At 73.0% G+C, this 20,673-nt stretch carries 20 protein-coding genes and 1 pseudogene; 18 read left to right on the forward strand and 3 right to left on the reverse strand.

Annotated features, from left to right (window positions below):
• Nucleotides 1-268: 268 nt before the first annotated feature.
• The 14 genes from AC067A_RS32560 (at nucleotide 269) to AC067A_RS32625 (ending at nucleotide 16,755) form a co-directional block, all read left to right on the forward strand.
• Nucleotides 269-1,927, forward strand: coding sequence for a CTP synthase (locus tag AC067A_RS32560; protein ID WP_479246626.1), 1,659 nt, complete (start codon nucleotides 269-271; stop codon nucleotides 1,925-1,927).
• Nucleotides 1,928-2,026: 99 nt separating this feature from the next.
• On the forward strand, nucleotides 2,027-2,653 hold the full coding sequence (locus AC067A_RS32565; RefSeq protein WP_479246538.1) for an NUDIX domain-containing protein: 627 nt from the start codon (nucleotides 2,027-2,029) through the stop codon (nucleotides 2,651-2,653).
• Nucleotides 2,654-4,001: 1,348 nt separating this feature from the next.
• Entirely contained in the window at nucleotides 4,002-5,987 is a 1,986-nt protein-coding gene (locus AC067A_RS32570; RefSeq protein ID WP_479246540.1) for an AAA family ATPase, read from the forward strand.
• Between the two features lie 146 nt (nucleotides 5,988-6,133).
• Nucleotides 6,134-7,249, forward strand: coding sequence for an alanine dehydrogenase (gene ald / locus AC067A_RS32575; protein WP_479246541.1), 1,116 nt, complete (start codon nucleotides 6,134-6,136; stop codon nucleotides 7,247-7,249).
• A 449-nt stretch (nucleotides 7,250-7,698) separates the two neighbouring features.
• A complete protein-coding gene (locus AC067A_RS32580) occupies nucleotides 7,699-8,724 on the forward strand; it encodes a ParA family protein (protein WP_030212665.1) in 1,026 nt (341 codons plus the stop codon).
• Complete coding sequence (locus tag AC067A_RS32585) at nucleotides 8,709-9,212, forward strand: hypothetical protein (RefSeq protein WP_479246543.1); 504 nt, start codon at nucleotides 8,709-8,711, stop codon at nucleotides 9,210-9,212. Before AC067A_RS32580 ends, AC067A_RS32585 begins: the two co-directional genes overlap by 16 nt.
• 199 nt (nucleotides 9,213-9,411) lie before the next feature.
• Nucleotides 9,412-10,401: a segregation and condensation protein A gene (locus AC067A_RS32590; RefSeq protein WP_479246545.1), complete on the forward strand. Its 990-nt coding sequence runs from the start codon at nucleotides 9,412-9,414 to the stop codon at nucleotides 10,399-10,401.
• Between the two features lie 32 nt (nucleotides 10,402-10,433).
• Entirely contained in the window at nucleotides 10,434-11,000 is a 567-nt protein-coding gene (scpB, locus tag AC067A_RS32595; RefSeq protein WP_051034245.1) for an SMC-Scp complex subunit ScpB, read from the forward strand.
• The gene (locus AC067A_RS32600; RefSeq protein WP_479246546.1) at nucleotides 11,000-12,379 is read left to right on the forward strand and encodes a pseudouridine synthase; all 1,380 of its coding nucleotides are present in this window, start codon (nucleotides 11,000-11,002) and stop codon (nucleotides 12,377-12,379) included. Before scpB ends, AC067A_RS32600 begins: the two co-directional genes overlap by 1 nt.
• A gap of 137 nt (nucleotides 12,380-12,516) precedes the next feature.
• Entirely contained in the window at nucleotides 12,517-13,167 is a 651-nt protein-coding gene (pnuC, locus tag AC067A_RS32605; protein ID WP_479246548.1) for a nicotinamide riboside transporter PnuC, read from the forward strand.
• Entirely contained in the window at nucleotides 13,164-14,243 is a 1,080-nt protein-coding gene (locus tag AC067A_RS32610; protein ID WP_479246549.1) for an AAA family ATPase, read from the forward strand. Before pnuC ends, AC067A_RS32610 begins: the two co-directional genes overlap by 4 nt.
• The gene (locus tag AC067A_RS32615) at nucleotides 14,240-14,977 is read left to right on the forward strand and encodes an NUDIX hydrolase (protein WP_479246551.1); all 738 of its coding nucleotides are present in this window, start codon (nucleotides 14,240-14,242) and stop codon (nucleotides 14,975-14,977) included. The genes AC067A_RS32610 and AC067A_RS32615 overlap by 4 nt, the downstream gene beginning before the upstream one ends.
• Nucleotides 14,974-15,996 (forward strand): ADP-ribosylglycohydrolase family protein, encoded by a 1,023-nt coding sequence (locus AC067A_RS32620; protein ID WP_479246553.1) that lies wholly within the window; start codon nucleotides 14,974-14,976, stop codon nucleotides 15,994-15,996. Before AC067A_RS32615 ends, AC067A_RS32620 begins: the two co-directional genes overlap by 4 nt.
• A 3-nt stretch (nucleotides 15,997-15,999) precedes the next feature.
• A complete protein-coding gene (locus tag AC067A_RS32625; RefSeq protein ID WP_479246554.1) occupies nucleotides 16,000-16,755 on the forward strand; it encodes a nucleotidyltransferase domain-containing protein in 756 nt (251 codons plus the stop codon).
• Nucleotides 16,756-16,767: 12 nt separating this feature from the next.
• Here the strand turns inward: AC067A_RS32625 and AC067A_RS32630 are convergent, their stop codons facing one another.
• From AC067A_RS32630 to AC067A_RS32640, 3 genes are read right to left on the reverse strand one after another with little or no spacing between them, the layout of a single operon-like run.
• Nucleotides 16,768-17,517 (reverse strand): nucleotidyltransferase domain-containing protein, encoded by a 750-nt coding sequence (locus AC067A_RS32630; RefSeq protein WP_479246556.1) that lies wholly within the window; start codon nucleotides 17,515-17,517, stop codon nucleotides 16,768-16,770.
• Between the two features lie 10 nt (nucleotides 17,518-17,527).
• Nucleotides 17,528-18,013, reverse strand: coding sequence for a Rieske (2Fe-2S) protein (locus AC067A_RS32635; RefSeq protein ID WP_479246558.1), 486 nt, complete (start codon nucleotides 18,011-18,013; stop codon nucleotides 17,528-17,530).
• Nucleotides 18,014-18,058: 45 nt separating this feature from the next.
• A complete protein-coding gene (locus tag AC067A_RS32640) occupies nucleotides 18,059-18,403 on the reverse strand; it encodes a DUF952 domain-containing protein (RefSeq protein ID WP_479246559.1) in 345 nt (114 codons plus the stop codon).
• Between the two features lie 130 nt (nucleotides 18,404-18,533).
• Here AC067A_RS32640 and AC067A_RS32645 point away from each other — a divergent pair, with 130 nt between their 5' ends.
• From AC067A_RS32645 to AC067A_RS32660, 4 genes and pseudogenes are all read left to right on the forward strand, one after another.
• Complete coding sequence (locus AC067A_RS32645) at nucleotides 18,534-18,746, forward strand: hypothetical protein (RefSeq protein ID WP_479246561.1); 213 nt, start codon at nucleotides 18,534-18,536, stop codon at nucleotides 18,744-18,746.
• 101 nt (nucleotides 18,747-18,847) lie between these two features.
• A pseudogene (locus tag AC067A_RS32650) lies at nucleotides 18,848-18,952 on the forward strand (YidB family protein); the annotation flags it as partial.
• A 239-nt stretch (nucleotides 18,953-19,191) separates the two neighbouring features.
• Nucleotides 19,192-19,554: a chorismate mutase gene (aroH, locus tag AC067A_RS32655; protein WP_479246562.1), complete on the forward strand. Its 363-nt coding sequence runs from the start codon at nucleotides 19,192-19,194 to the stop codon at nucleotides 19,552-19,554.
• A complete protein-coding gene (locus tag AC067A_RS32660; protein WP_479246564.1) occupies nucleotides 19,551-20,639 on the forward strand; it encodes a prephenate dehydrogenase in 1,089 nt (362 codons plus the stop codon). Before aroH ends, AC067A_RS32660 begins: the two co-directional genes overlap by 4 nt.
• Nucleotides 20,640-20,673: the final 34 nt, after the last annotated feature.

Raw genomic sequence — 20,673 nt, forward strand, 5'->3', positions numbered from 1 at the left:
CGACGCCCCCTTTCCCCTGGTGGGCGGGTCGCCCCAGGCTCGTACCGCCGTCCGCCCGGCCGCCCGCGTCGCCGTGCGTGAACACCCGACTGCCGCGTGTGGCCGGAAGCGGTCTCCCGATGTCGCTGATACCCTGGTACCCCGTGGACCGGTGGGAAACGGCGACAGCCGAGGACCCCGCAACCGCAGCGACGGCACCCCCCGATTCTTCCGGAGGGCACGCCGGTACGCACCTCCAGAACGCGACCACGGGAGCCCCCTCTTGGCGATGCCGCCCAACACCACGACGACCAAGCACATCTTCGTCACCGGGGGTGTCGCCTCCTCCCTCGGCAAGGGCCTGACCGCCTCCAGCCTGGGTGCGCTCCTCAAGGCCCGCGGCCTTCGGGTCACGATGCAGAAGCTCGACCCGTACCTGAACGTCGACCCGGGCACGATGAACCCCTTCCAGCACGGCGAGGTGTTCGTCACCAACGACGGCGCCGAGACCGACCTGGACATCGGCCACTACGAGCGCTTCCTCGACGTCGACCTGGACGGCTCGGCCAACGTCACCACCGGCCAGGTCTACTCGCAGGTCATCGCCAAGGAGCGGCGCGGCGAGTACCTCGGCGACACCGTGCAGGTCATCCCGCACATCACCAACGAGATCAAGTCCCGGATCCGCCGCATGGCGACCGACGACGTGGACGTCGTCATCACCGAGGTCGGCGGCACGGTCGGCGACATCGAGTCCCTGCCGTTCCTGGAGACCGTCCGCCAGGTCCGCCACGAGGTCGGCCGCGACAACGTCTTCGTCGTGCACATCTCGCTGCTGCCCTACATCGGTCCCTCCGGCGAGCTGAAGACCAAGCCGACCCAGCACTCCGTCGCCGCCCTGCGCAACATCGGCATCCAGCCGGACGCCATCGTGCTCCGCGCCGACCGCGAGGTCCCGACCGCCATCAAGCGCAAGATCTCGCTGATGTGCGACGTCGACGAGGCCGCGGTGGTCGCCGCCATCGACGCCAAGTCGATCTACGACATCCCGAAGGTGCTGCACACCGAGGGCCTGGACGCCTACGTCGTCCGCAAGCTCGACCTGCCGTTCCGCGACGTGGACTGGTCCACCTGGGACGACCTGCTCGACCGCGTCCACAACCCGGAGCACGAGGTCACGGTCGCGCTCGTCGGCAAGTACATCGACCTGCCCGACGCGTACCTCTCGATCACCGAGGCCATGCGTGCCGGCGGCTTCGCCAACAAGGCCCGCGTCAAGGTCAAGTGGGTCACCTCCGACGACTGCAAGACCCCGGCGGGCGCGCAGAAGCAGCTCGGCGACGTCGACGCGGTCCTGATCCCCGGCGGCTTCGGCGACCGCGGTGTGAACGGCAAGATCGGCGCCATCCAGTACGCCCGCGAGAACAAGGTGCCGCTGCTCGGCATCTGCCTGGGCCTGCAGTGCATCGTCATCGAGGCCGCGCGGAACCTGGCGGACATCCCGGACGCCAACTCCACCGAGTTCGACCCCGCCACCGCGCACCCCGTCGTCTCCACGATGGAGGAGCAGCTGGCGTACGTCGAGGGCGCCGGCGACCTGGGCGGAACGATGCGCCTGGGCCTCTACCCGGCGAAGCTCGCCGAGGGCTCGATCGTCCGCGAGGTCTACGGCGACCAGCCGTACATCGACGAGCGTCACCGCCACCGCTACGAGGTCAACAACTCCTACCGCGCGGAGCTGGAGAAGAAGGCCGGTCTGGTCTTCTCCGGCACCTCCCCGGACAACAAGCTCGTCGAGTACGTCGAGTACCCGCGCGACGTCCACCCCTACCTGGTCGCCACCCAGGCGCACCCGGAGCTGCGCTCGCGCCCGACCCGCCCGCACCCGCTCTTCGCGGGCCTCGTCAAGGCGGCCGTCGAGCGGAAGACCGGCAAGCCGGCGAAGTGACCGGCGCTGTCGTCGGTCGGCGTTAACGTTGCCGGGGTACGGGTCCTCACGGGCCCGTGCCCCGGCTTTCGTATGCGGTTCGCACGTGGGAGGACCCAGATGGACTTGCAGGACACCCCGGAGGAATGGCCGGTCGCGGCGACGGCGACCCCCTTCCAGGGAAAGAAGACGAGTGTCCGCACCGACGACGTCGTCATGCGGGACGGCACGGTCGCCCGCCGCGACTACCAGGTCCACCCCGGCTCGGTGGCCGTCCTCGCCCTCGACGAGCAGGACAGGGTCCTGCTGATCAAGCAGTACCGGCACCCCGTCCGGCAGAAGCTCTGGGAGATCCCCGCCGGACTGCTCGACGTCCCCGGCGAGAACCCCCTCCACGCCGCCCAGCGCGAGCTGTACGAGGAGGCCCACGTCAAGGCGGCGGACTGGCGGGTTCTCACCGACGTCTACACCTCCCCGGGCGGCACCGACGAGGCCCTCCGGATCTTCCTCGCCCGCGATCTCGCCGACGTGGAGGGCGAGCGCTACGAGGTCTCCGACGAGGAGGCCGACATGGAGCTGGCGCGGGTGCCGCTCGCCGAGCTCGTGCGGGGGGTGCTCGCGGGGGACCTCCACAACACGTGCCTCGTGGTGGGGGTCCTCTCCCTCGCGGCGGTGCGGGCGGGGGACGGGATGGACTCCCTGCGGCCTCCCACCGCCCCCTGGCCCGCCCGCCCCTTCGAGGCCTGACCCCTCCCGGGGCCCCTCGCCCCCCGCGCCCCGCGGGCCCCTCGCTTCCAGCGGGCCCGCGCCGGGCTCCGCGTTCTTTACGCCTTCCGGGCCCGGGGCCCTTGACCTTTACGCCCTCCGGGCCCGGGTCCTTCGGCCTTTACGCCGTCCGGGCCCGGGGGCCTTGGCCTTTACGCCGTTTGGGGCCGGGCCCTTCGGCCTTTACGCCGTCCCGGCCCGGGCCCTCGCCCCTCGCCTTATGGGCCCGGCCCCTTGCCTTTCGCAGGCCGCGCGCGCCTGGGCTCCTCGGCCTTGCGGCCATGGGTGCGGCGGTGCGTGTGGGCTGGCACCCGCCGCAGGTTGGGCCCGCGCCCACCCGGGCTGTCACCCGCCGCACCTCGTGTGCGGACCCGCCCGCTGGGCTGTCGGCCGCCGCGCCTCGTGTGGGGCCCCGCCCGCTGGGGCTGTCGGCCGCCGCGCTCGCTGCCGTGGGGGCCCGCGCCCGCTGCCGTGTGAGCCTGCGCCCGTCGCCGTGTGCGCCCTCGCCCGCCCGCAGTGTGGGCAATCGTCCCGCTGGGCGGGACGGGTGGGCACACGGGACGGCGCCCTTGGCGGCGCCTCCGCCCCTTGTGCCCTGGCCCGCACTCACAGTCCGGTGCGCACCGGGTGCGGGTTCGGGCCCGGAAGCCTGGGCCCGGCAGGGGGCGCCGTCCGTTGTGCCCACCCGTTCCGCCCCAGCGGAACGATTGCCCACAACGGGGGTGGGCGGGGCCCGCCCCGGCGGAACGATCGCCCACAACGCGCGGGGCGCGGGGGATGAGCACCGCCCAGCGAAACGAGGGCCCACAACGGGGTGGGCGAAGGCACGGGGGTGGGCATCGCCCCGGCGGAACGGTTGCCCACAACGCGGTGGGCGCGGGGGCGGGCACCGCCCCGACGGAACGAGGGTCCACAACGCGCGGGGCGGAGGCGCGAAGCTGGGCACCGCCCCAGCGGGACGATCGCCCACGACGGGGGCACCGGCGGTTGCCGGTGGGCACCGCCTCAGCAGGGCGATTGCCCACAACGCGGTGGGCGGAGGCGCGGGGGTGGGCACGTCCCGGCGGAACGAGGGTCCACAACGGAGGGCGGGCGGAGCGCGGGGGTGGGCGCCGTCCCGGCGGAACGAGGGCTCACAACGGGTGGGGGCCGTGGCAGGGGAGCGGGGGGCCGTAGCGGGGTGAGTGGTGTGACGATCGGTTGATCTGATCGGGGGACCGGTGGGGAGTGGTGGGAGGGGGTGGGGGAGGGGGAGGAACTACGCTCGGGATCGCCCGTGCGGAGCCCCCCGCGGGATCGGCTCGTGTGCAGGTGGACGGGAGCGTGGCCCGTGACGGATCAGGCGGTGGCGGCGCCGGGCAGCCGGCAGTTCTTCGGCCGGCAGCGGGAGTTGAAGGCTCTGCGCGCCGACATCGAACGGACCGGTCTGGACACGCTGACGGGGCGGAAGGCCCCCCGGGCCCGGGTGCTGCTGATCGCGGGCAAGCCCGGCTCCGGCCGTACCGCACTGGCGGAGGAACTGGCGGCGGGGCTGGGGGACCGGTACCCCGACGGGGTGTTCCGGGCCCGGCTGACGGAGCCGGGAGGGGAGCCCGTGCCGACGGGGCGGGCGGCCCAGGGGCTGCTCGCGGCGCTCGGGGTCGCCGAACCTCCGGGCGCGGGCGAGGACGAGCTGACGGAACTGGTGCGCGGGGCACTCGGCACGCGCCGCGCCGTGCTGGTGCTCGACGACGCCGTGGACGCGGAGCAGGCCGATCCGCTGATCCCGGACAACCCGGACGCGCTGGTGGTGGGGGTCGCCCGCGGACCGCTCACCGGCATCCCGGACGTACGGCCCTGCACGCTGGGCGGCCTGGACCCGAAGTCGGCCATCGAACTGCTCACCGCCTTCACCGGCTCGGTGCGGATCACCGTCGACCCGCAGGCGGCGGAGACGCTGGTGGAGGAGTGCGGCGGGCTGCCCGGGGCGGTGGTGCTGGCCGGCAGCTGGCTGTCGGCCCGGCCGAAGGCGTCCGTCGCCGATCTGGCCAAGAGGCTTCGCGCGCTGAGCGGTGATCCGATCTCCCGCGCCTTCCACCTCGCCCACGAGGGGCTGGACCGGCCCGCCGCGCGGATACTGCGGTTCCTGTCGCTGGCGCCGCTCGGGCGGGCCGACGCGCACACGGCTTCCGCGCTGGCCGGCTGCTCGGTCTCGGCGGCGGCCACGACGCTCGCCGACTTCGCCGCCCTGGGGCTCGTCTCCGTCGGTGAGGACGGTCAGTACGAGGTGCCCGGGCACCTCGTGCCCCTGCTCCGCGCCGAGCTGGAGGAGCGCGACCGGCCCGCCGAGGTGCAGCTCGCCCGGGCCCGGATGCTGGAGCGGACCGTACGGCTCCTCCAGTCGTGCCGTGCGGTCACCGAACCCGAGGGCTCGTCCGCCCGCCGGAAGCTGGCCGGGCTCCCGCGCGCCCTGCGCTTCCCGAACGCGGCCGCCGGGGCAGCCTGGCTGGACTCCCGGCAGCCCGTCCTCCTCGCCTCCGCCCGGCTCGCCGTCGCCGACGGCGAGCTCGACACGCTGGCCCGCCGGCTGGTCGCCTCCCTGGTCAGGGCGCTGGCCGCGCACCGGGGGGCGGAGGCGGCGGCGCCCGAGCTGTACGGCCTGCACCGGCTGGTCCTCGACGTGGCCGAGCGGCGCGGACTGCACCGGGAGCGGGCCGCCGCCCTGCTGAACCTGGCCGATCTGGATGCCAGGACCGGGAGGACGAAGGACGCTCTGCTGCGATATCGGTTGGCTTTGGATGCCGGACGCGAAGCAAATGACCCGTACGCGACCGGCCGCGCAATGGAATCCGTAGGTGGGGCGTATCAGGAGCTGGGGGACTGGCAGCGGGCGGGCGACTGGTACGGGCGGGCGCTCGCGCAGCGCCTCGCCCGGGACGAGCGCGGCGACCAGGCCCGGCTGTACGCCCGCCTCGGCGCCGTGCAGACCTATGCGGGGCGGTACGGCGAGGCCCTGCGGAACTGGCGGGCGGCCGCGGCCGGCTACCGGAGGCTCGCGGATCTCCCGGGCCACGCAAGGGCGTTGAGCGAGGCGGCCCGGGTCCAGGAGTACGCCGGACGGCCCGAGGAGTCGCTGCGGACCTGCGAGGAAGCGGTGGAGTGGGCCCGCCGGGCCCAGGACACCCGGCTCCAGGCGGCGCTCCAGCTGCGGCTGGCCGACACCCTCGACCGGCTCGGCGACCCGGCCGCCGCCGGGCTGCACCGGGCGGCGGCGGACAGATTGCTGGAATCGGAAGCCGTGGCCTACGAAATCCGCAGTGGCTCCGAGAAAGATTAGTACTTTGAAAGGCTAGACACCGGGAACTCCTTCATTAGACTGGGTGCGCCGCGTTCGAACGTGGTCTGCCCCGGTGCGCCGCAGTGCATCCGGGTATGTATCGCAGTGCCCCATGTATCCCCCTGATTCAAGGACCGTGATCGACGATGAAGGTCGGCATCCCCCGCGAGGTCAAGAACAACGAGTTCCGCGTGGCCATCACCCCTGCCGGTGTCCACGAGCTCGTCCGTAACGGCCACCAGGTCTTCATCGAGCAGAACGCCGGTGTCGGCTCGTCGATCACCGACGAGGAGTACGTCGCCGCCGGCGCCGAGATCCTCGCCACCGCCGACGAGGTCTGGGCCACCGCCGACCTGCTGCTCAAGGTCAAGGAGCCGATCGCGGAGGAGTACCACCGTCTCCGCAAGGACCAGACCCTCTTCACCTACCTGCACCTGGCCGCCTCCCGCGAGTGCACGGACGCGCTGCTCGAGTCCGGCACCACCGCCATCGCGTACGAGACCGTCGAGACCGCCAACCGCGCGCTGCCGCTGCTCGCCCCGATGTCCGAGGTCGCGGGCCGCCTGGCCCCCCAGGTCGGCGCGTACCACCTGATGCGCTCCGTCGGCGGCCGCGGTGTCCTCCCCGGCGGCGTCCCCGGCACCCACGCCGGCGAGTGCGTCGTCATCGGCGGCGGCGTCTCCGGCTGGAACGCCACCCAGATCGCCGTCGGCATGGGCTTCCACGTGACCCTGCTCGACCGTGACATCAACAAGCTCCGCGAGGCCGACAAGATCTTCGGCACCAAGGTGAAGACGATCGTCTCCAACGCCTTCGAGCTGGAGAAGGCCGTCGTCGAGGCCGACCTCGTCATCGGCGCGGTCCTCATCCCGGGCGCCAAGGCCCCGAAGCTGGTCACCAACGAGCTCGTCGCCAAGATGAAGCCCGGAAGTGTCCTTGTCGACATTGCGATCGACCAGGGCGGCTGCTTCGAGGACTCGCACGCGACCACCCACGCCGAGCCGACCTTCCAGGTCCACAACTCGGTCTTCTACTGCGTCGCCAACATGCCCGGCGCGGTCCCGAACACCTCCACCTACGCCCTCACCAACGCCACGCTGCCCTACATCGTGTCGCTGGCGAACAACGGCTGGGTCGAGGCGCTGCGCCGCGACGCCGCGCTCGCCCTGGGCCTCAACACCCATGACGGCAAGGTGGTTTACAAGGAGGTCGCGGAGGCGCACGGCCTCGACCACGTCGAGCTGAACACCCTCCTGGGCTGACCCGCGCGGCACCGCCGTCAACGCGTGCCGTCAATGCCGCACCCCCGGCCGGACCTTGTTCGACAAGGTCCGGCCGGCTGTGTCTCCGGCCACGCCGAAACGTTCGGGCAACTCGCCTCGAACGTAACCCTTTAACCGTTTCGCACACCCCTGAAACGTGTGGATGCGTGGCTGCGCACCCTTGACAGAGAGGTGTTCGGTTGCCGACACATCGGGCCGGGTCCGGCGGATTGTGTTGCTGCGGAGTGGTGACACGCCATAGAGTCGCCAACCGTCGGCATGGTGCCACGCTGACCTATCGATAAATGTTCCTGGTGACATCCAAGGAGGTAAGACGACTTGTGAATGAGTCGACAATTACTCCCGGGAGCGGTGCGCCAGGTGCTCCGATCGGCTCCGTCGCGGTGCGGACCTTCGCGACGCACCAGCCCATGACGACAGCCCACACGATGAAGACGATGGACGGCCTACACGTGAACGCCACGGCCGGCAACGAGATGGGCCGAGAGTCCACCCACTTCGCCGCCTACGACGAGGTGCCCGAGGGGCACTTCTACGACCCCGACGCCGAGTACGAGCCCGACCCGGAGTACGCGGCCACCCTCGCACCCGACGCTGCCCGCCAGCGCCGCGAGCGGATCGGCCCCACCGGACGGCCCCTGCCGTACTTCCCGATCCCGGGTCCCCTGACCGACCACGGACCCGCGAAGATCATCGCGATGTGCAACCAGAAGGGCGGCGTCGGCAAGACCACGTCGACCATCAACCTGGGTGCCGCGCTCGCGGAGTACGGACGACGGGTACTGCTCGTCGACTTCGACCCGCAGGGAGCCCTGTCGGTCGGCCTCGGCGTGAACCCGATGGAGCTCGACCTCACCGTCTACAACCTGCTCATGGAGCGGGGCATGTCGGCGGACGAGGTCCTCCTCAAGACCGCCGTGCCCAACATGGACCTGCTGCCGAGCAACATCGACCTCTCGGCCGCCGAAGTCCAGCTGGTCAGCGAGGTCGCGCGCGAGTCCACGCTGCAGCGCGCCCTGAAGCCGCTGATGAACGACTACGACTACATCGTGATCGACTGTCAGCCCTCGCTCGGCCTGCTGACCGTCAACGCCCTGACGGCGGCTCACAAGGTGATCGTGCCGCTGGAATGCGAGTTCTTCGCGCTCCGCGGAGTCGCGCTGCTCACCGAGACCATCGAGAAGGTCCAGGAGCGGCTCAACCCCGAGCTGGAGCTCGACGGCATCCTCGCCACGATGTACGACTCCCGCACCGTGCACAGCCGTGAGGTCCTCGCGCGCGTCGTCGAGGCCTTCGACGACCACGTGTACCACACGGTCATCGGGCGGACCGTGCGCTTCCCGGAGACCACGGTCGCCGGCGAGCCCATCACCACGTACGCCTCCAACTCCGTGGGCGCCGCCGCCTACCGCCAGCTCGCCAGGGAGGTGCTCGCCCGGTGTCACGCCGAGTGAGTCTGCCCGGCGCCGACGAACTCTTCCGTACGACCGGGGGGACGGCGCTCCAGTCGTCCTCACCCCGCCGGGCCGTCCCGGCCCCGGCGGGCGAGAGCGACACGGCGGCGGCCGAGGGCCCCGCGGAGCACACGGCGGCGGACTCCGAGGCGGCCGAACCGCGCGTCCGGACCGCGGAGCCCGAGAGCGCCGCTCCGAAGGCCGCGCCCTCCGCCGCGGTACCCGCCCCGGCGGCCGTCCGGCGGCGCGGCGGCCGTACCCCGAACCGGCGGCCCAGCGGCCGCGAGCGCCACGACGAGAAGATCACGGTCTACGTCTCCGCCGAGGAGCTGATGGACCTGGAGCACGCCCGGCTGGTGCTCCGCGGCGAGCACGGTCTCGCCGTCGACCGGGGCCGGATCGTCCGGGAGGCCGTCGCGGTCGTCCTGGCGGACCTGGAATCCCGCGGCGACGCGAGCATCCTCGTCCGCCGCCTGCGCGGCCGCTGACGGTAGCCTGCGGGCTGCCGCGCTCCCGTTCTCCCTGGATCCCATGCACCACGCCTCTGACGAAACGTCCCGCCCGCCGCGCCGCCGCCCCCTGGGCCGCGGCCCGGGCGAGCCGGAGCCCGCACCCGTGGAACCCGTGGCGGAGCGGGAGCCGGAGCACCCGCGGGCCGTCCCCGTGGCGGAGCCTCGGTCCGGAGTCGTGGGGTCCTCACCGGCCGGGGCGCCGGAGGTCCTGGAACCCGCCCGTGCCGTTCCCGTCGATGCCGTCGATGCCGTCGAATCCTTCGAAGCTGAGTCCGTCGGGTCCGTCGAATCCGTCGGGTCCGTCGGGTCCGCCGAGGCCAGGGAGCCCGTCGGGTTTGCCGAGTCCGGCAAGTCCGCCGAGGCCGCCGAGGCCGGGGACGGGCGGTTCACGGTGCGGCTGGCGAACTTCGAGGGGCCGTTCGACCTGCTCCTCCAGCTGATCACCAAGCACAAGCTCGACGTGACCGAAGTGGCGCTCTCGCAGGTGACCGACGAGTTCATGGCGCATCTGCGGGCGCTGGGGCCCGACGGGGACCTCGACCAGACCACCGAGTTCCTCGTCGTCGCCGCCACGCTGCTCGACCTCAAGGCCGCCCGGCTGCTGCCCGCCGCCGAGGTGGAGGACGAGGCGGACCTCGCGCTCCTGGAGGCCCGCGACCTGCTGTTCGCCCGGCTCCTCCAGTACCGCGCGTACAAGCGCATCGCGGCGATCCTCGAGGAGCGCTGGGAGGCCGAGGGCCGCCGCCATCCCCGTACCGTCGGGCTCGAACCGCACCACGCCGAGCTGCTGCCCGAGGTCGTCATCTCCATCGGCGCCGAGGGCTTCGCCAAGCTGGCCGTGAAGGCCATGCGGCCCAAGCCCGAGCCCCAGGTGTACGTCGACCACATCCACGCGCCGCTGGTCAGCGTCCGCGAGCAGGCCGCCGTGGTCGTCGCCCTGCTCCGCGAGCGCGGGACGGCGGTCTTCCGCGAGCTGATCGAGGACGCCGGCGACACCCTCACCGTCGTGGCCCGCTTCCTCGCCCTCCTGGAGCTCTACCGGGAGAAGGCCGTCGCCCTCGACCAGGAGACCGCCCTCGGGGACCTCACGGTCTCCTGGACCGGCGGCGAGACGGACCCGTCCGGGGCCGTGACCGACGAATTCGACCAGGAGGCCACCGCGTGAGCGACCTCAAGCCCGCCCTCGAAGCCGTCCTCATGGTCGTCGACGAGCCCGCCACCGAGGCCCATCTCGCCAAGGTCCTGGAGCGCACCCCGCGCGAGGTGGCCGACGCGCTGCACGAGCTGGCCGACGAGTACACCGTCCAGGGCCGCGGCTTCGAGCTGCGGCGGGTGGCCGGCGGCTGGCGGTACTACTCCCGGGCCTCCCACGCCGCCGCCGTCGAGGCCTTCGTGCTCGACGGGCAGCAGGCCCGGCTCACCCAGGCGGCCCTGGAGACCCTCGCGGTCGTCGCGTACCGCCAGCCGGTCAGCCGTTCCCGGGTCTCCGCGGTCCGCGGAGTGAACTGCGACGGGGTGATGCGGACCCTCCTCCAGCGCGGTCTGGTGGAGGAGGCGGGCGCGGAACCCGAAACAGGTGCGATCCTGTACAGGACGACGAACTACTTCCTGGAGCGGATGGGCCTGCGCGGCCTGGACGAGCTCCCCGAGCTGGCGCCCTTCCTCCCCGAGGCGGAGGCGGTCGAGCCGGACTCGTTGGAAGGGGTCCCGTCGTTCGATCCGGATGCACCGGATCGTGAGGACGACGACAAGACGGAAGTTTGATGCGAAGCAGCAGCGGCAGGAACAGCAGCGGAAACAACGGCGGGAGCCGTGGTGGCAACAGCGGCGGCCGCGGCGGCAGCAGCGGCGGCGGCCGTGGTGGCAGCGGCTCCGGCGGCCGTGGTGGCAGCGGCTCCGGAGGCGGCGGCGGTTACCGGGGCTCCGGTGGCAGCGGCAGCGGCTCCGGCGGTGGCGGCTACCGGGGTGGCTCCGGCGGCAGCGGCTCGGGTGGCGGTGGCCACCGGGGCGGCGGCGGTGGCGGCGGGTACCAGGGCGGCTCCGGCGGCGGGTACCAGGGCGGCGGCGGTGGCGGCGGGTACCAGGGCGGCTCCGGCGGCGGGTACCAGGGCGGCGGCGGTGGCGGCCGCGGCGATCAGCGCCCGAGCAACACGCGTCGGCCGCGCCCCGAGGAGCGCTCCTACGACGTGAGCGGCCCCTCCGAGGCCCCGAAGAAGGGCCGCGGCGCCGCGGCCCGCGGTGGCGCCAAGGGCGGCCCCAAGGCCCCCCAGGGCGGCACTCCGCCCCGCCGCGGCCCGCACGGGCAGCGGCAGGCCCCGGCCCGCTCGCGGGAGCTCGACGCCAAGATCGAGCAGCGCAACCGGGAGCGGTACGAGAACCGGCCGGAGATCAAGACCCCGAAGACCTTCCCCGGCGCCGAGCAGGAGGGCGAGCGCCTGCAGAAGGTCCTCGCCCGCGCCGGCATGGGCTCGCGACGCGCCTGCGAGGAGCTCATCGAGCAGGCCCGCGTCGAGGTCAACGGCGAGATCGTCCTGGAACAGGGCAAGCGGGTCGACCCGGAGAACGACGAGATCAAGGTGGACGGCCTGACCGTCGCCACCCAGTCGTACCTGTTCTTCGCGCTGAACAAGCCGGCCGGCGTCGTCTCCACCATGGAGGACCCGGACGGCCGCCAGTGCCTCGGCGACTACGTCACCAACCGCGAGACCCGGCTGTTCCACGTCGGCCGGCTCGACACGGAGACCGAGGGCATCATCCTGCTCACCAACCACGGTGAGCTGGCCCACCGCCTCACGCACCCGAAGTACGGCGTGAAGAAGACCTACCTGGCCGCCATCACCGGCCCGCTGCCCCGCGAGGTCGGCAAGCGGCTCAAGGACGGCATCCAGCTGGAGGACGGCTACGCCCGCGCCGACCACTTCCGCGTGGTCGAGCAGACCGGCAAGAACTACCTCGTCGAGGTCACCCTGCACGAGGGCCGCAAGCACATCGTGCGCCGCATGCTGGCCGAGGCCGGCTTCCCGGTCGAGAAGCTGGTCCGCACCGCCTTCGGTCCGATCGCGCTGGGCGACCAGAAGTCGGGCTGGCTGCGCCGCCTCACCAACACCGAGGTCGGCATGCTGATGAAGGAAGTCGGCATGTAGGGCCCCACGGCCCCGTCCCACGAGGAAGCCCGTGACCGTCCGGCGGTCACGGGCTTCTCCGTGTCCTGCCGCGGAACCGGGCTTGTGGTCGGGGTCCGCCGACCTTTATAGTCAACATGACTCTTAAGGAGGCGGGCGTGAGCCTCGCGGACATCCTCGAACCCCTGCAGCAACCGCTCCTCACCGTCCTGGACACCCCGGTCAGCTGGACCGAGGTACTCGGATTCGGCAGCGGTGCGCTGTGCGTCTGGCTCGTCGCCCGACAGCACGTGGCCAACTGGCCCGTCGGCATCGCCAACAACCTCTTCTTCGTCCTGCTCTTCGCACAGGCCGGCCTCTACGCCGACGCCGGCCTCCAGATCGTCTTCATCACCCTCGCCGTCTACGGCTGGTGGACCTGGACCCACGGGGGTGGACCAGGCTCCGACGACCTCCCGGTGCGCCGCACCACACGCACCGAGTGGACGTGGCTGCTCGCGGCGGGGGTGGTGGGGACCCTCGCGCTCACCGTGCTGCTCGACCGCGTCACCGACTCCACCGTCCCCTTCTGGGACGCGCTCACGACCGCGCTCTCCCTCATGGCGACCTACGGCCAGTGCCGCAAGCGCCTGGAGTCCTGGTGGCTCTGGATCGCCGCCGACGTCGTCTACGTACCCCTGTACGCGTACAAGGAGCTGTATCTGACCTCCCTGCTGTACGTCGGCTTCATGACGCTCTGCGTCATCGGCCTGCGCGGCTGGACCAGGGACGTCGCCGGCACCGGCCGAACCGTGGCGGAGGCGGCGTGAAGCGCTACGGCCACGGCCTCGTCCTCGGCAAGTTCTACCCGCCGCACGCCGGCCACCACCACCTCGTCCGCACCGCACGCGACCGCTGCGAGCGCCTCACCGTGCTCGTCTGCGCCTCCTCCGTCGAGAGCATCCCGCTGGAGGACCGGGTCGCCTGGATGCGCGAGATCCACCCCGACGTCCTCGTCGTCGGAGCCGTCGACGACACCCCCGTGGACCTCCACGACCCCGACGTGTGGGCCGCCCACATGGCCGTCTTCCGGGCCGCCGTGCCCGAACGCGTCGACGCCGTCTTCACCTCCGAGCCGTACGGGGAGGAGCTCGGCCGCCGCTTCGGCGCCGAGTCCGTCCTCGTCGACCGGGAACGCACCCGCTTCCCCGTCTCCGGCACCGCCGTCCGCGCCGACCCCGCCGGCTGCTGGGACTTCCTGGAGCCGCCCGTACGGGCCGCCCTCACCCGCCGGATCGTCGTCCTGGGCGCCGAGTCCACCGGCACCACCACCATGGCCCTCGCGCTGGCCGACCACTACCGGCGGCGCGGCGGCGTCTGGGCCCGCACCCGGTACGTACCGGAGTACGGGCGCGAGTACAGCGAGCTCAAGCTCGCCGAACTCCGCGCCGAACGCCCCGGCGCCGACTGGTCCGAGGTGACCTTCCGCTCCTCCGACTTCCCCGTCATCGCCCAGCGCCAGGCCGAGCTGGAGGAGGAGGCCGCCAGGGACGGCTCGCCCGTCCTCTTCTGCGACACCGACGCCTTCGCCACCACCATCTGGCACGAGCGGTACATGGGCACCACCAGCCCCGACACCGGAGAGATCGCCGCCCGCGGCCGCCAGCACCTCTGGCTGCTCACCGACCACCGGGGCGTCGACTTCGAGGACGACGGACTGCGCGACGGGGAGCACCTGCGGCCCTGGATGACCGCCCGGTTCCTCACCCAGCTCGCCCACACGGGCCGGCGCACGGCGGTCCTCACCGGACCCCACGAGGAGCGGCTCGCCGCCGCCGTCGCCGCCGTCGACGCCCTCCTCGCCGAGGGCTGCCGGCTCGCCGACCCGCTACCGGAGCGCCGATGACCGCCCACCGGGCTCCCGAGGGCTACGACCCCCGCGCCTTCGAGCCGTTCGCCGTCACCGTCGACCTCGCCGTCCTCACCGTCCGCGAGGAGCGCCTCCACGTCCTCCTCGTCGAGCGCGGCGAGTCGCCGTACGCCGGATCCTGGGCCCTGCCGGGCGGCTTCGTACTGCCCCGCGAGTCCGCCGAACAGGCCGCCCGCCGCGAACTGGCCGAGGAGACCGGACTCTCCGGCGACACCGTCGCCGGCCTCCACCTCGAACAGCTCCGCACCTACAGCGAACCGGACCGCGACCCGAGGATGCGGATCGTCTCCGTGGCCTTCACCGCCCTCGTGCCCGACCCGCCGGAACCGCGCGGCGGCGGCGACGCGGCACAGGCGCGGTGGGTGCCCTACGGGACCCACGGCCCGCTCGCCTTCGACCACGACCGGATCCTCGCCGACGCCCACGACCGGGTCGGCGCCAAGCTGGAGTACACCTGCCTCGCCACCGCCTTCTGCCCGCCGGAGTTCACCCTCGGCGAGCTGCGGCACGTCTACGAGACGGTCTGGGGCGTCGAACTCGACCGCCCCAACTTCCGGCGCAAGGTCCTCGCCACGCCCGGCTTCGTCCAGGCCGTGGCAGGGCCGCCGCGCCTCACCGGCGGACGGGGGAAACCGGCCGCCCTCTACCGGGCGGGCGACGCCACCACCCTCCACCCGCCCCTCCTGCGACCGGAAGGACGCCCCGCATGAACCACGCACGACACGCCACCAAGCAGGCCGCGACCGGCTCCCTGATCGGACTGGCCCTCGGCGACGCGCTGGGCCGCCACACGGAGTTCAGCGACGTGCCGCTGATCATCAGCTGGTACGGGCCATGGCGGCAGATGACCCTTCCCGACGGCGGCCGCGTCACCGACGACACCCAGATGACCCTCGCCTTCGCCCGCGGCATCCGCACGGCCATGGACCGGGAGGTGCTCTCCCCGCACGCGCTCGCGGGGCCCGTCCGCGACGAGTTCGTCGACTGGTACCACTCCCCGGAGAACAACAGGGCCCCCGGCGACACCTGCCTGACCGCCTGCGCACTCCTCGACGGCGACCGGCCCTGGCAGGACGCCAGCCAGATCCACTCCAAGGGCTGTGGAGCCAACATGCGGGTCGCGCCCATCGGGCTCGTCCCCGGGCTGAGCGAGGAGCAGCGGGCGGGCGCCGCGCAGCTCCAGGCGGCCCTGACCCACGGCCACCCCACGGCGCTCGCCGCCTCCGACCTCACCGCCCGTGCCGTGTACCTGCTCGCGCAGGGCGTCGACCCGGCGGGGCTCGTCGGACAGCTCCGCTCGTACGCGTACGAGAACCGCTCCCGCCACCACGAGCACTGGCTCGGGGACCTCTGGACCCGCTCCCAGGACCCGTCCGCCCTCCACTTCGTCCAGCGCGGCTGGGACGAGTGCCTGGCCGTCCTGGAGCGGCTCGACGTCGTCCAGCGGACGGCCGACCCGGAGCTCGACCCGTGCGAGTACACCGGCGACGGCTGGATCGCCGAGGAGGCCCTCGCGACCGGGCTGCTCTGCTTCCTGCTCTTCCCCGACGAGCCCCTCACCGCCCTGCGCCGGGCCGCCTGCACCCGCGGCGACTCCGACTCGATCGCCGCCCTCGCGGGCGCCTTCGCCGGCGCCCACCTCGGTGCCGACGCGTGGCCCAAGGAGTGGGCGGAGAGCGTCGAGTACCGCAGTGACCTGCTGACCTTCGGCGCGCTCTGGGACGCTTGACCCATGACGCTCACCCTGGACCTGGACCTCTCCGCCGTCGTCGCGGAACAACCCGACCCGCTGCTCTTCGCCACGGTCTCCGGCGCGCACCTGTACGGATTCCCGTCCCGCGACTCGGACGTGGACCTGCGCGGCGCGCACCTGCTCCCCGTGGACGCCCTCATAGGCCTGCGCGAGCCGGAGGAGACCCGCAGCCGAATGTGGGACCGGGACGGCGTCGAGATGGACCTCGTCACCCACGACCTGCGGAAGTTCGCCCGGCTGATGCTGCGCCGCAACGGCTACGTCCTGGAGCAGCTCACCTCCCCGCTCGTGGCCCACACCACGGACACCCACGCCGAGCTGGTCTCCCTCGTACCCGGACTGCTCACCCGCCACCACGCGCACCACTACCGGGGCTTCGCGGGGACGCAGTGGCGGCTCTTCGAGAGCAGCGGGGAACTCAAGCCGTTGCTCTACACCTACCGGGCGCTGCTCACCGGCATCCACCTGATGCGTTCGGGCCAGGTGCAGGCCCATCTGCCCACCCTGGCGGGCGAGGTGCCCGAGGCGCCCGCCCGGCTGCCCGGCCTCGTCGCGGCGAAGACCGAGGCCGAGCACGGGCGCGCGGAGGTGGCCGTCGCGGACGTGCGGGCCGAGACGGAGGCCCTGCACGCGGTCCTGGACGAGGCCCAGGCCTCCTCGGCGCTCCCGGAGTCGGCGCGCGTCCACGACGCGCTGCACGACCTGGTCGTACGGGCACGGCTGCAGGGCTTCTAGCGGTCCTGCCGATCAGGCCGGATCAGCGCGCGTGCCGGGCGCCGCGAGCCCGGCCTGATCGGCAGGACACCCCTGGAGCTCGGTGAGGGCCGAGGACCGGCGCGCGCGGATCAGGAAGTCCTGCACGCGCGCGTGGTCGGGGGCGTCGGGGAGGGGCGTCGTGTCGTGGGCGCGGTCGGCCTCGTCCTGGAGACGGTTCATCCAGGACTCGACCTCGGCCCACGAGAGCTCGCCGCGCTTGACCGCGAGGAGCCGGTCGCGTTCCTCGCCGACGTCGATGCGGAGTTCGCCGGTGCGCAGGAGGTCGCGGCAGCTGGTCAGGAGCCGGAGCAGGTGCATGGCGTGCTTCCAGCGCGGGTGGCCGTACTGGCGGACGTCCGCGTCGAGCTTGCGGCGCTGACCGCCCGCGTACCGGACGAACGTCCGGTGGGCCCGGCGGGAGAGGAAGGCGGCCCGCAGCGAGAGGAGCTCGCGGCCGAGGTCGTCGACGTGCTCGACCACGGGGGAGTGCAGGCACTCCAGGACGTTCGGGTTGTTGCGCAGGGCGAGTTCGCAGAAGCGCTCCAGCTCCCAGCTGAACTGCTCCTCGGCGGGCCCCTCCACATGGGCGGGGGGCTTGTCGAAGTGCCAGAAGAGCGGCGTCGGGGCGAGATAGACGCCCCGGACGTCCGTGTCGCTGCCCTCGGTCGCGAGACCGAAGGCGCGCGAGCCCATCACGCAGGAGTAGATCGTGTGCTCGCGCACCAGCTCGTCCGGAGTCATGCCCGGCAGATTACGCGAGGGTGATCGTTTCCCCCGAGACGGTGATCTGCTCGGCCGGCAACGGGCGGGGGGCCGGTCCCGCCGCCACCGAGCCGTCGGCGATCCGGTACTTGGAGCCGTGGCAGGGACAGTCGATGGTGCCGGCCGCGACCTTGTTCACGAGACAGCCCTGGTGGGTGCAGACCGCGGAGAACGCCTTGAACTCACCGGCCACGGGCTGGGTGACGACCACCTTCTTCGCGGCGAAGACCTTCCCCCCGCCCACCGGGATCTCCGACGTCGTGGCAAGTGGCGTCCCTCCCCCGCTCGGAGAGGCCGTGCCGGCCGGAGTGGAGCGCGTGGCGCCGGTGGCGGCCGGCTGGGACGGCGTGACCGGGGCGCCGGTACTCGTGTCCGTACCGCCGTCGCCCCCACCCCCGCCGTCCGAGCCGCAGCCCGTCGTCAGGGCCGCGGCGGCGAACAGGACGGTACGGCGGTTCGTGGCGCGTGAAGTCATACCGGCCAGCTTGGTGCCGGGGCGGTCCCGGGGCCCGCAACACGCCTACGCCCGGGGCACGAGCTCCCTCGCACGGCCGTCCGCGTCCCGCCGCACCTCGAGGACCGACGTCACCGCGGCCCGCTCGACCGGCCCGTACACGTGCGGGAAGAGCACGTCCCCCGAGCCCTCCCAGCGGACCTCGCCCCCGAGACCGGCCTCGTCGATCACGAGCACCAGGAGCGGCCCGGGCACGTCCCGGTAGCGCGCGTCGGCGACCGCCAGGGCCGCGGCCTCGTCCGCGGAGCAGTGGACGAAGCCCTCGGCGGCGAGCGACGGCGGGGCGTAGGGGGCATCGGGCGCCTCGGGGGCGGCGGACCAGTCGGCCAGCGGTACGACGTGCAGCAGCATCCGGTCTTTCTACCGCTCTACCGCCCGGACGTGTGCGGGTGCCGGACGCCCGCGTGCACACCGAGTCGCGGAACACCCCGGTTCAGGTGACATCGGGCGTGTTCCGCACCGGACGAAAGGCAGAGCGACCATGGCGGGAAACGACCTCGGCAGTCTCCTCGGCGGCCTCCTCGGAGGCGGCGGGCCGAGCGGCGCCGGAGGAGCGGGCGGCCTCCTCGGCTCCCTCGCGGGCGGCGGGAGCGGCGGAGGCGCGAACGGCTCGAACCCGCTCGGCGGCCTCCTCGACATGCTGACCGAGTCCGGCCTCGCCGACCCAGGCCCAGTCCTGGGGCGGCACCGGTGAGAACCAGTCCGTGAGCGGCGCCAGATCGCCGAGGCCTCCCCGACGGCGCCCTCCGGAAGCCCGCGGCGGAGGCCCGCGTCAGCCCGCAGGAGGCCGCCGACGAGATCGCCCGCTCGCTCCCGCAGGCCGTGGACAAGCTCACCCCGGACGGCTCACTGCCCCAGGGCGGCTCCCTGGAGGACATCATCCGCCGACAGCAGTTCTGACCGCCGCCGGCATCCGTTTTCCGCGCTGGAGCGCGCTGGAGCGCGCTGGAGCGCGCTGGAGCGCGCTGGACAGCTCCGGAGCGCGCCGGGCCGTTCCGGAGCTGTCCGGCCCCGCCCAGGTCCGCCCAGGTCCGCCCGGGATCCGTCCCGGTCCGTCTCGGAAGGCGGGCGCCGCGACGCGCCGACCCCACCGCTGACTAGGCTGAACGGAGCACTTGACGCAGGCGAAGGAGCACGACGTGGCGGTACGAGCGGTCCGAGGAGCCGTCCAGCTGGAACGGGACGAGGCCGGCCACATGCGCGAGCAGGTCGAGGAGCTGCTCACCGCCGTCCTCTCGCGCAACGGGCTCACCCAGGACGACCTCATCAGCATCTGGTTCACGGCCACGCCCGATCTCCACAGCGACTTCCCCGCCGCCGCGGCCCGCCACGTCGGGATCGTCGACGTCCCCCTGATCTGCGCACAGGAGCTCGACATCGAGGGGGCGATGCCGAGGGTCGTACGGCTCCTCGCCCACGTCGAGACCGAACTGCCCAAGTCCGCGATCGCGCACGTCTACCTCGGCGCCGCGGCCGCCCTGCGCAAGGACATCGCCCAGTGAGAACAGCGCTCGTCATCGGCACCGGACTGATCGGCACCTCCGCCGCCATCGCCCTCGCGGGTCGGGGTGTCACGGTCCACCTCCGCGACCACGACCCCGCGCGCGCCAGCACCGCCGCCGCGCTCGGCGCGGGCACCGACGAGGAGCCCGAGGGCCCCGTCGACCTCGCCATCGTCGCCGTCCCCCCGGCGCACGTCGCCGCCACCCTCGCCGAGGCCATGACCGCCGGGCTCGCCCGCGGCTACCTCGACGTCGCGAGCGTCAAGGGCGGGCCGAGGCGGGAACTGGAGGCGCTGGGTCTCGACCTCACCCCGTACATCGGGTCGCACCCGATGTCCGGCAAGGAGCGCTCCGGCCCCCTCGCCGCCACCCCGGACCTCTTCGAGGGGCGGCCGTGGGTCCTCACCCCCACCCGGGACACCGACACCGAGGTCCTCAACCTCGCCCTCGAGCTCGTCGCCCTCTGCCGGGCCGTCCCCGTCGTCATGGACGCCGACGCCCACGACCGCGCCGTCGCCCTGGTCTCCCACACCCCCCAGCTGGTGTCGTCCATGGTCGCCGCGCGCCTCGAGGAAGCCGACGAGTCGGCCGTACGCCTCTGCGGACAGGGCATCCGGGACGTCACCCGCATCGCCGCCTCCGACCCGCGCATGTGGATCGACATCCTCTCCGCCAACCCCGGCCCCGTCGCCGACGTCCTCTCCGGCGTCGCCGCCGACCTCGACGAGACGGTCCGCGCCCTGCGGTCCCTCCAGTCCGCCGACGAGGAGAAGCGCCGGGACGGGGCCGCGGGCGTCGCCGACGTCCTGCGCCGCGGGAACGCCGGGCGGGCCCGCGTCCCCGGCAAGCACGGCGCCGCCCCCACCGTCTACGAGACCGTCGCCGTCCTCATCAGCGACCGGCCCGGCGAGCTGGCCCGCATCTTCGCCGACGCGGGGCGGGCGGGGGTCAACATCGAGGACGTCCGCATCGAGCACGCGACGGGGCAGCAGGCGGGGCTTGTGCAGCTCATGGTCGAGCCGGCCGCCGCGGCCGTTCTCGCCGCCGCCCTCCAAGACCACGGCTGGTCCCTCCGCACCACCTGACCCCACCGCGTCGCGCTCCGCGCCCTCGCTCCAC

This window comes from Streptomyces sp. NPDC043176, from assembly GCF_056436715.1.

What these genes read in the sequence shown, in the direction of transcription:
- AC067A_RS32560 (WP_479246626.1), top strand. Translation starts at nt 269, where the DNA reads ATGCCGCCCAACACCACGACGACCAAGCACATCTTCGTCACCGGGGGT.
- AC067A_RS32565 (WP_479246538.1), top strand. Translation starts at nt 2,027, where the DNA reads ATGGACTTGCAGGACACCCCGGAGGAATGGCCGGTCGCGGCGACGGCG.
- ald (WP_479246541.1), top strand. Translation starts at nt 6,134, where the DNA reads ATGAAGGTCGGCATCCCCCGCGAGGTCAAGAACAACGAGTTCCGCGTG.
- AC067A_RS32580 (WP_030212665.1), top strand. Translation starts at nt 7,699, where the DNA reads ATGAAGACGATGGACGGCCTACACGTGAACGCCACGGCCGGCAACGAG.
- scpB (WP_051034245.1), top strand. Translation starts at nt 10,434, where the DNA reads ATGGTCGTCGACGAGCCCGCCACCGAGGCCCATCTCGCCAAGGTCCTG.
- AC067A_RS32600 (WP_479246546.1), top strand. Translation starts at nt 11,000, where the DNA reads ATGCGAAGCAGCAGCGGCAGGAACAGCAGCGGAAACAACGGCGGGAGC.
- AC067A_RS32615 (WP_479246551.1), top strand. Translation starts at nt 14,240, where the DNA reads ATGACCGCCCACCGGGCTCCCGAGGGCTACGACCCCCGCGCCTTCGAG.
- AC067A_RS32620 (WP_479246553.1), top strand. Translation starts at nt 14,974, where the DNA reads ATGAACCACGCACGACACGCCACCAAGCAGGCCGCGACCGGCTCCCTG.
- AC067A_RS32625 (WP_479246554.1), top strand. Translation starts at nt 16,000, where the DNA reads ATGACGCTCACCCTGGACCTGGACCTCTCCGCCGTCGTCGCGGAACAA.
- AC067A_RS32630 (WP_479246556.1), bottom strand. Translation starts at nt 17,517, where the DNA reads ATGACTCCGGACGAGCTGGTGCGCGAGCACACGATCTACTCCTGCGTG.
- AC067A_RS32635 (WP_479246558.1), bottom strand. Translation starts at nt 18,013, where the DNA reads ATGACTTCACGCGCCACGAACCGCCGTACCGTCCTGTTCGCCGCCGCG.
- AC067A_RS32640 (WP_479246559.1), bottom strand. Translation starts at nt 18,403, where the DNA reads ATGCTGCTGCACGTCGTACCGCTGGCCGACTGGTCCGCCGCCCCCGAG.
- AC067A_RS32645 (WP_479246561.1), top strand. Translation starts at nt 18,534, where the DNA reads ATGGCGGGAAACGACCTCGGCAGTCTCCTCGGCGGCCTCCTCGGAGGC.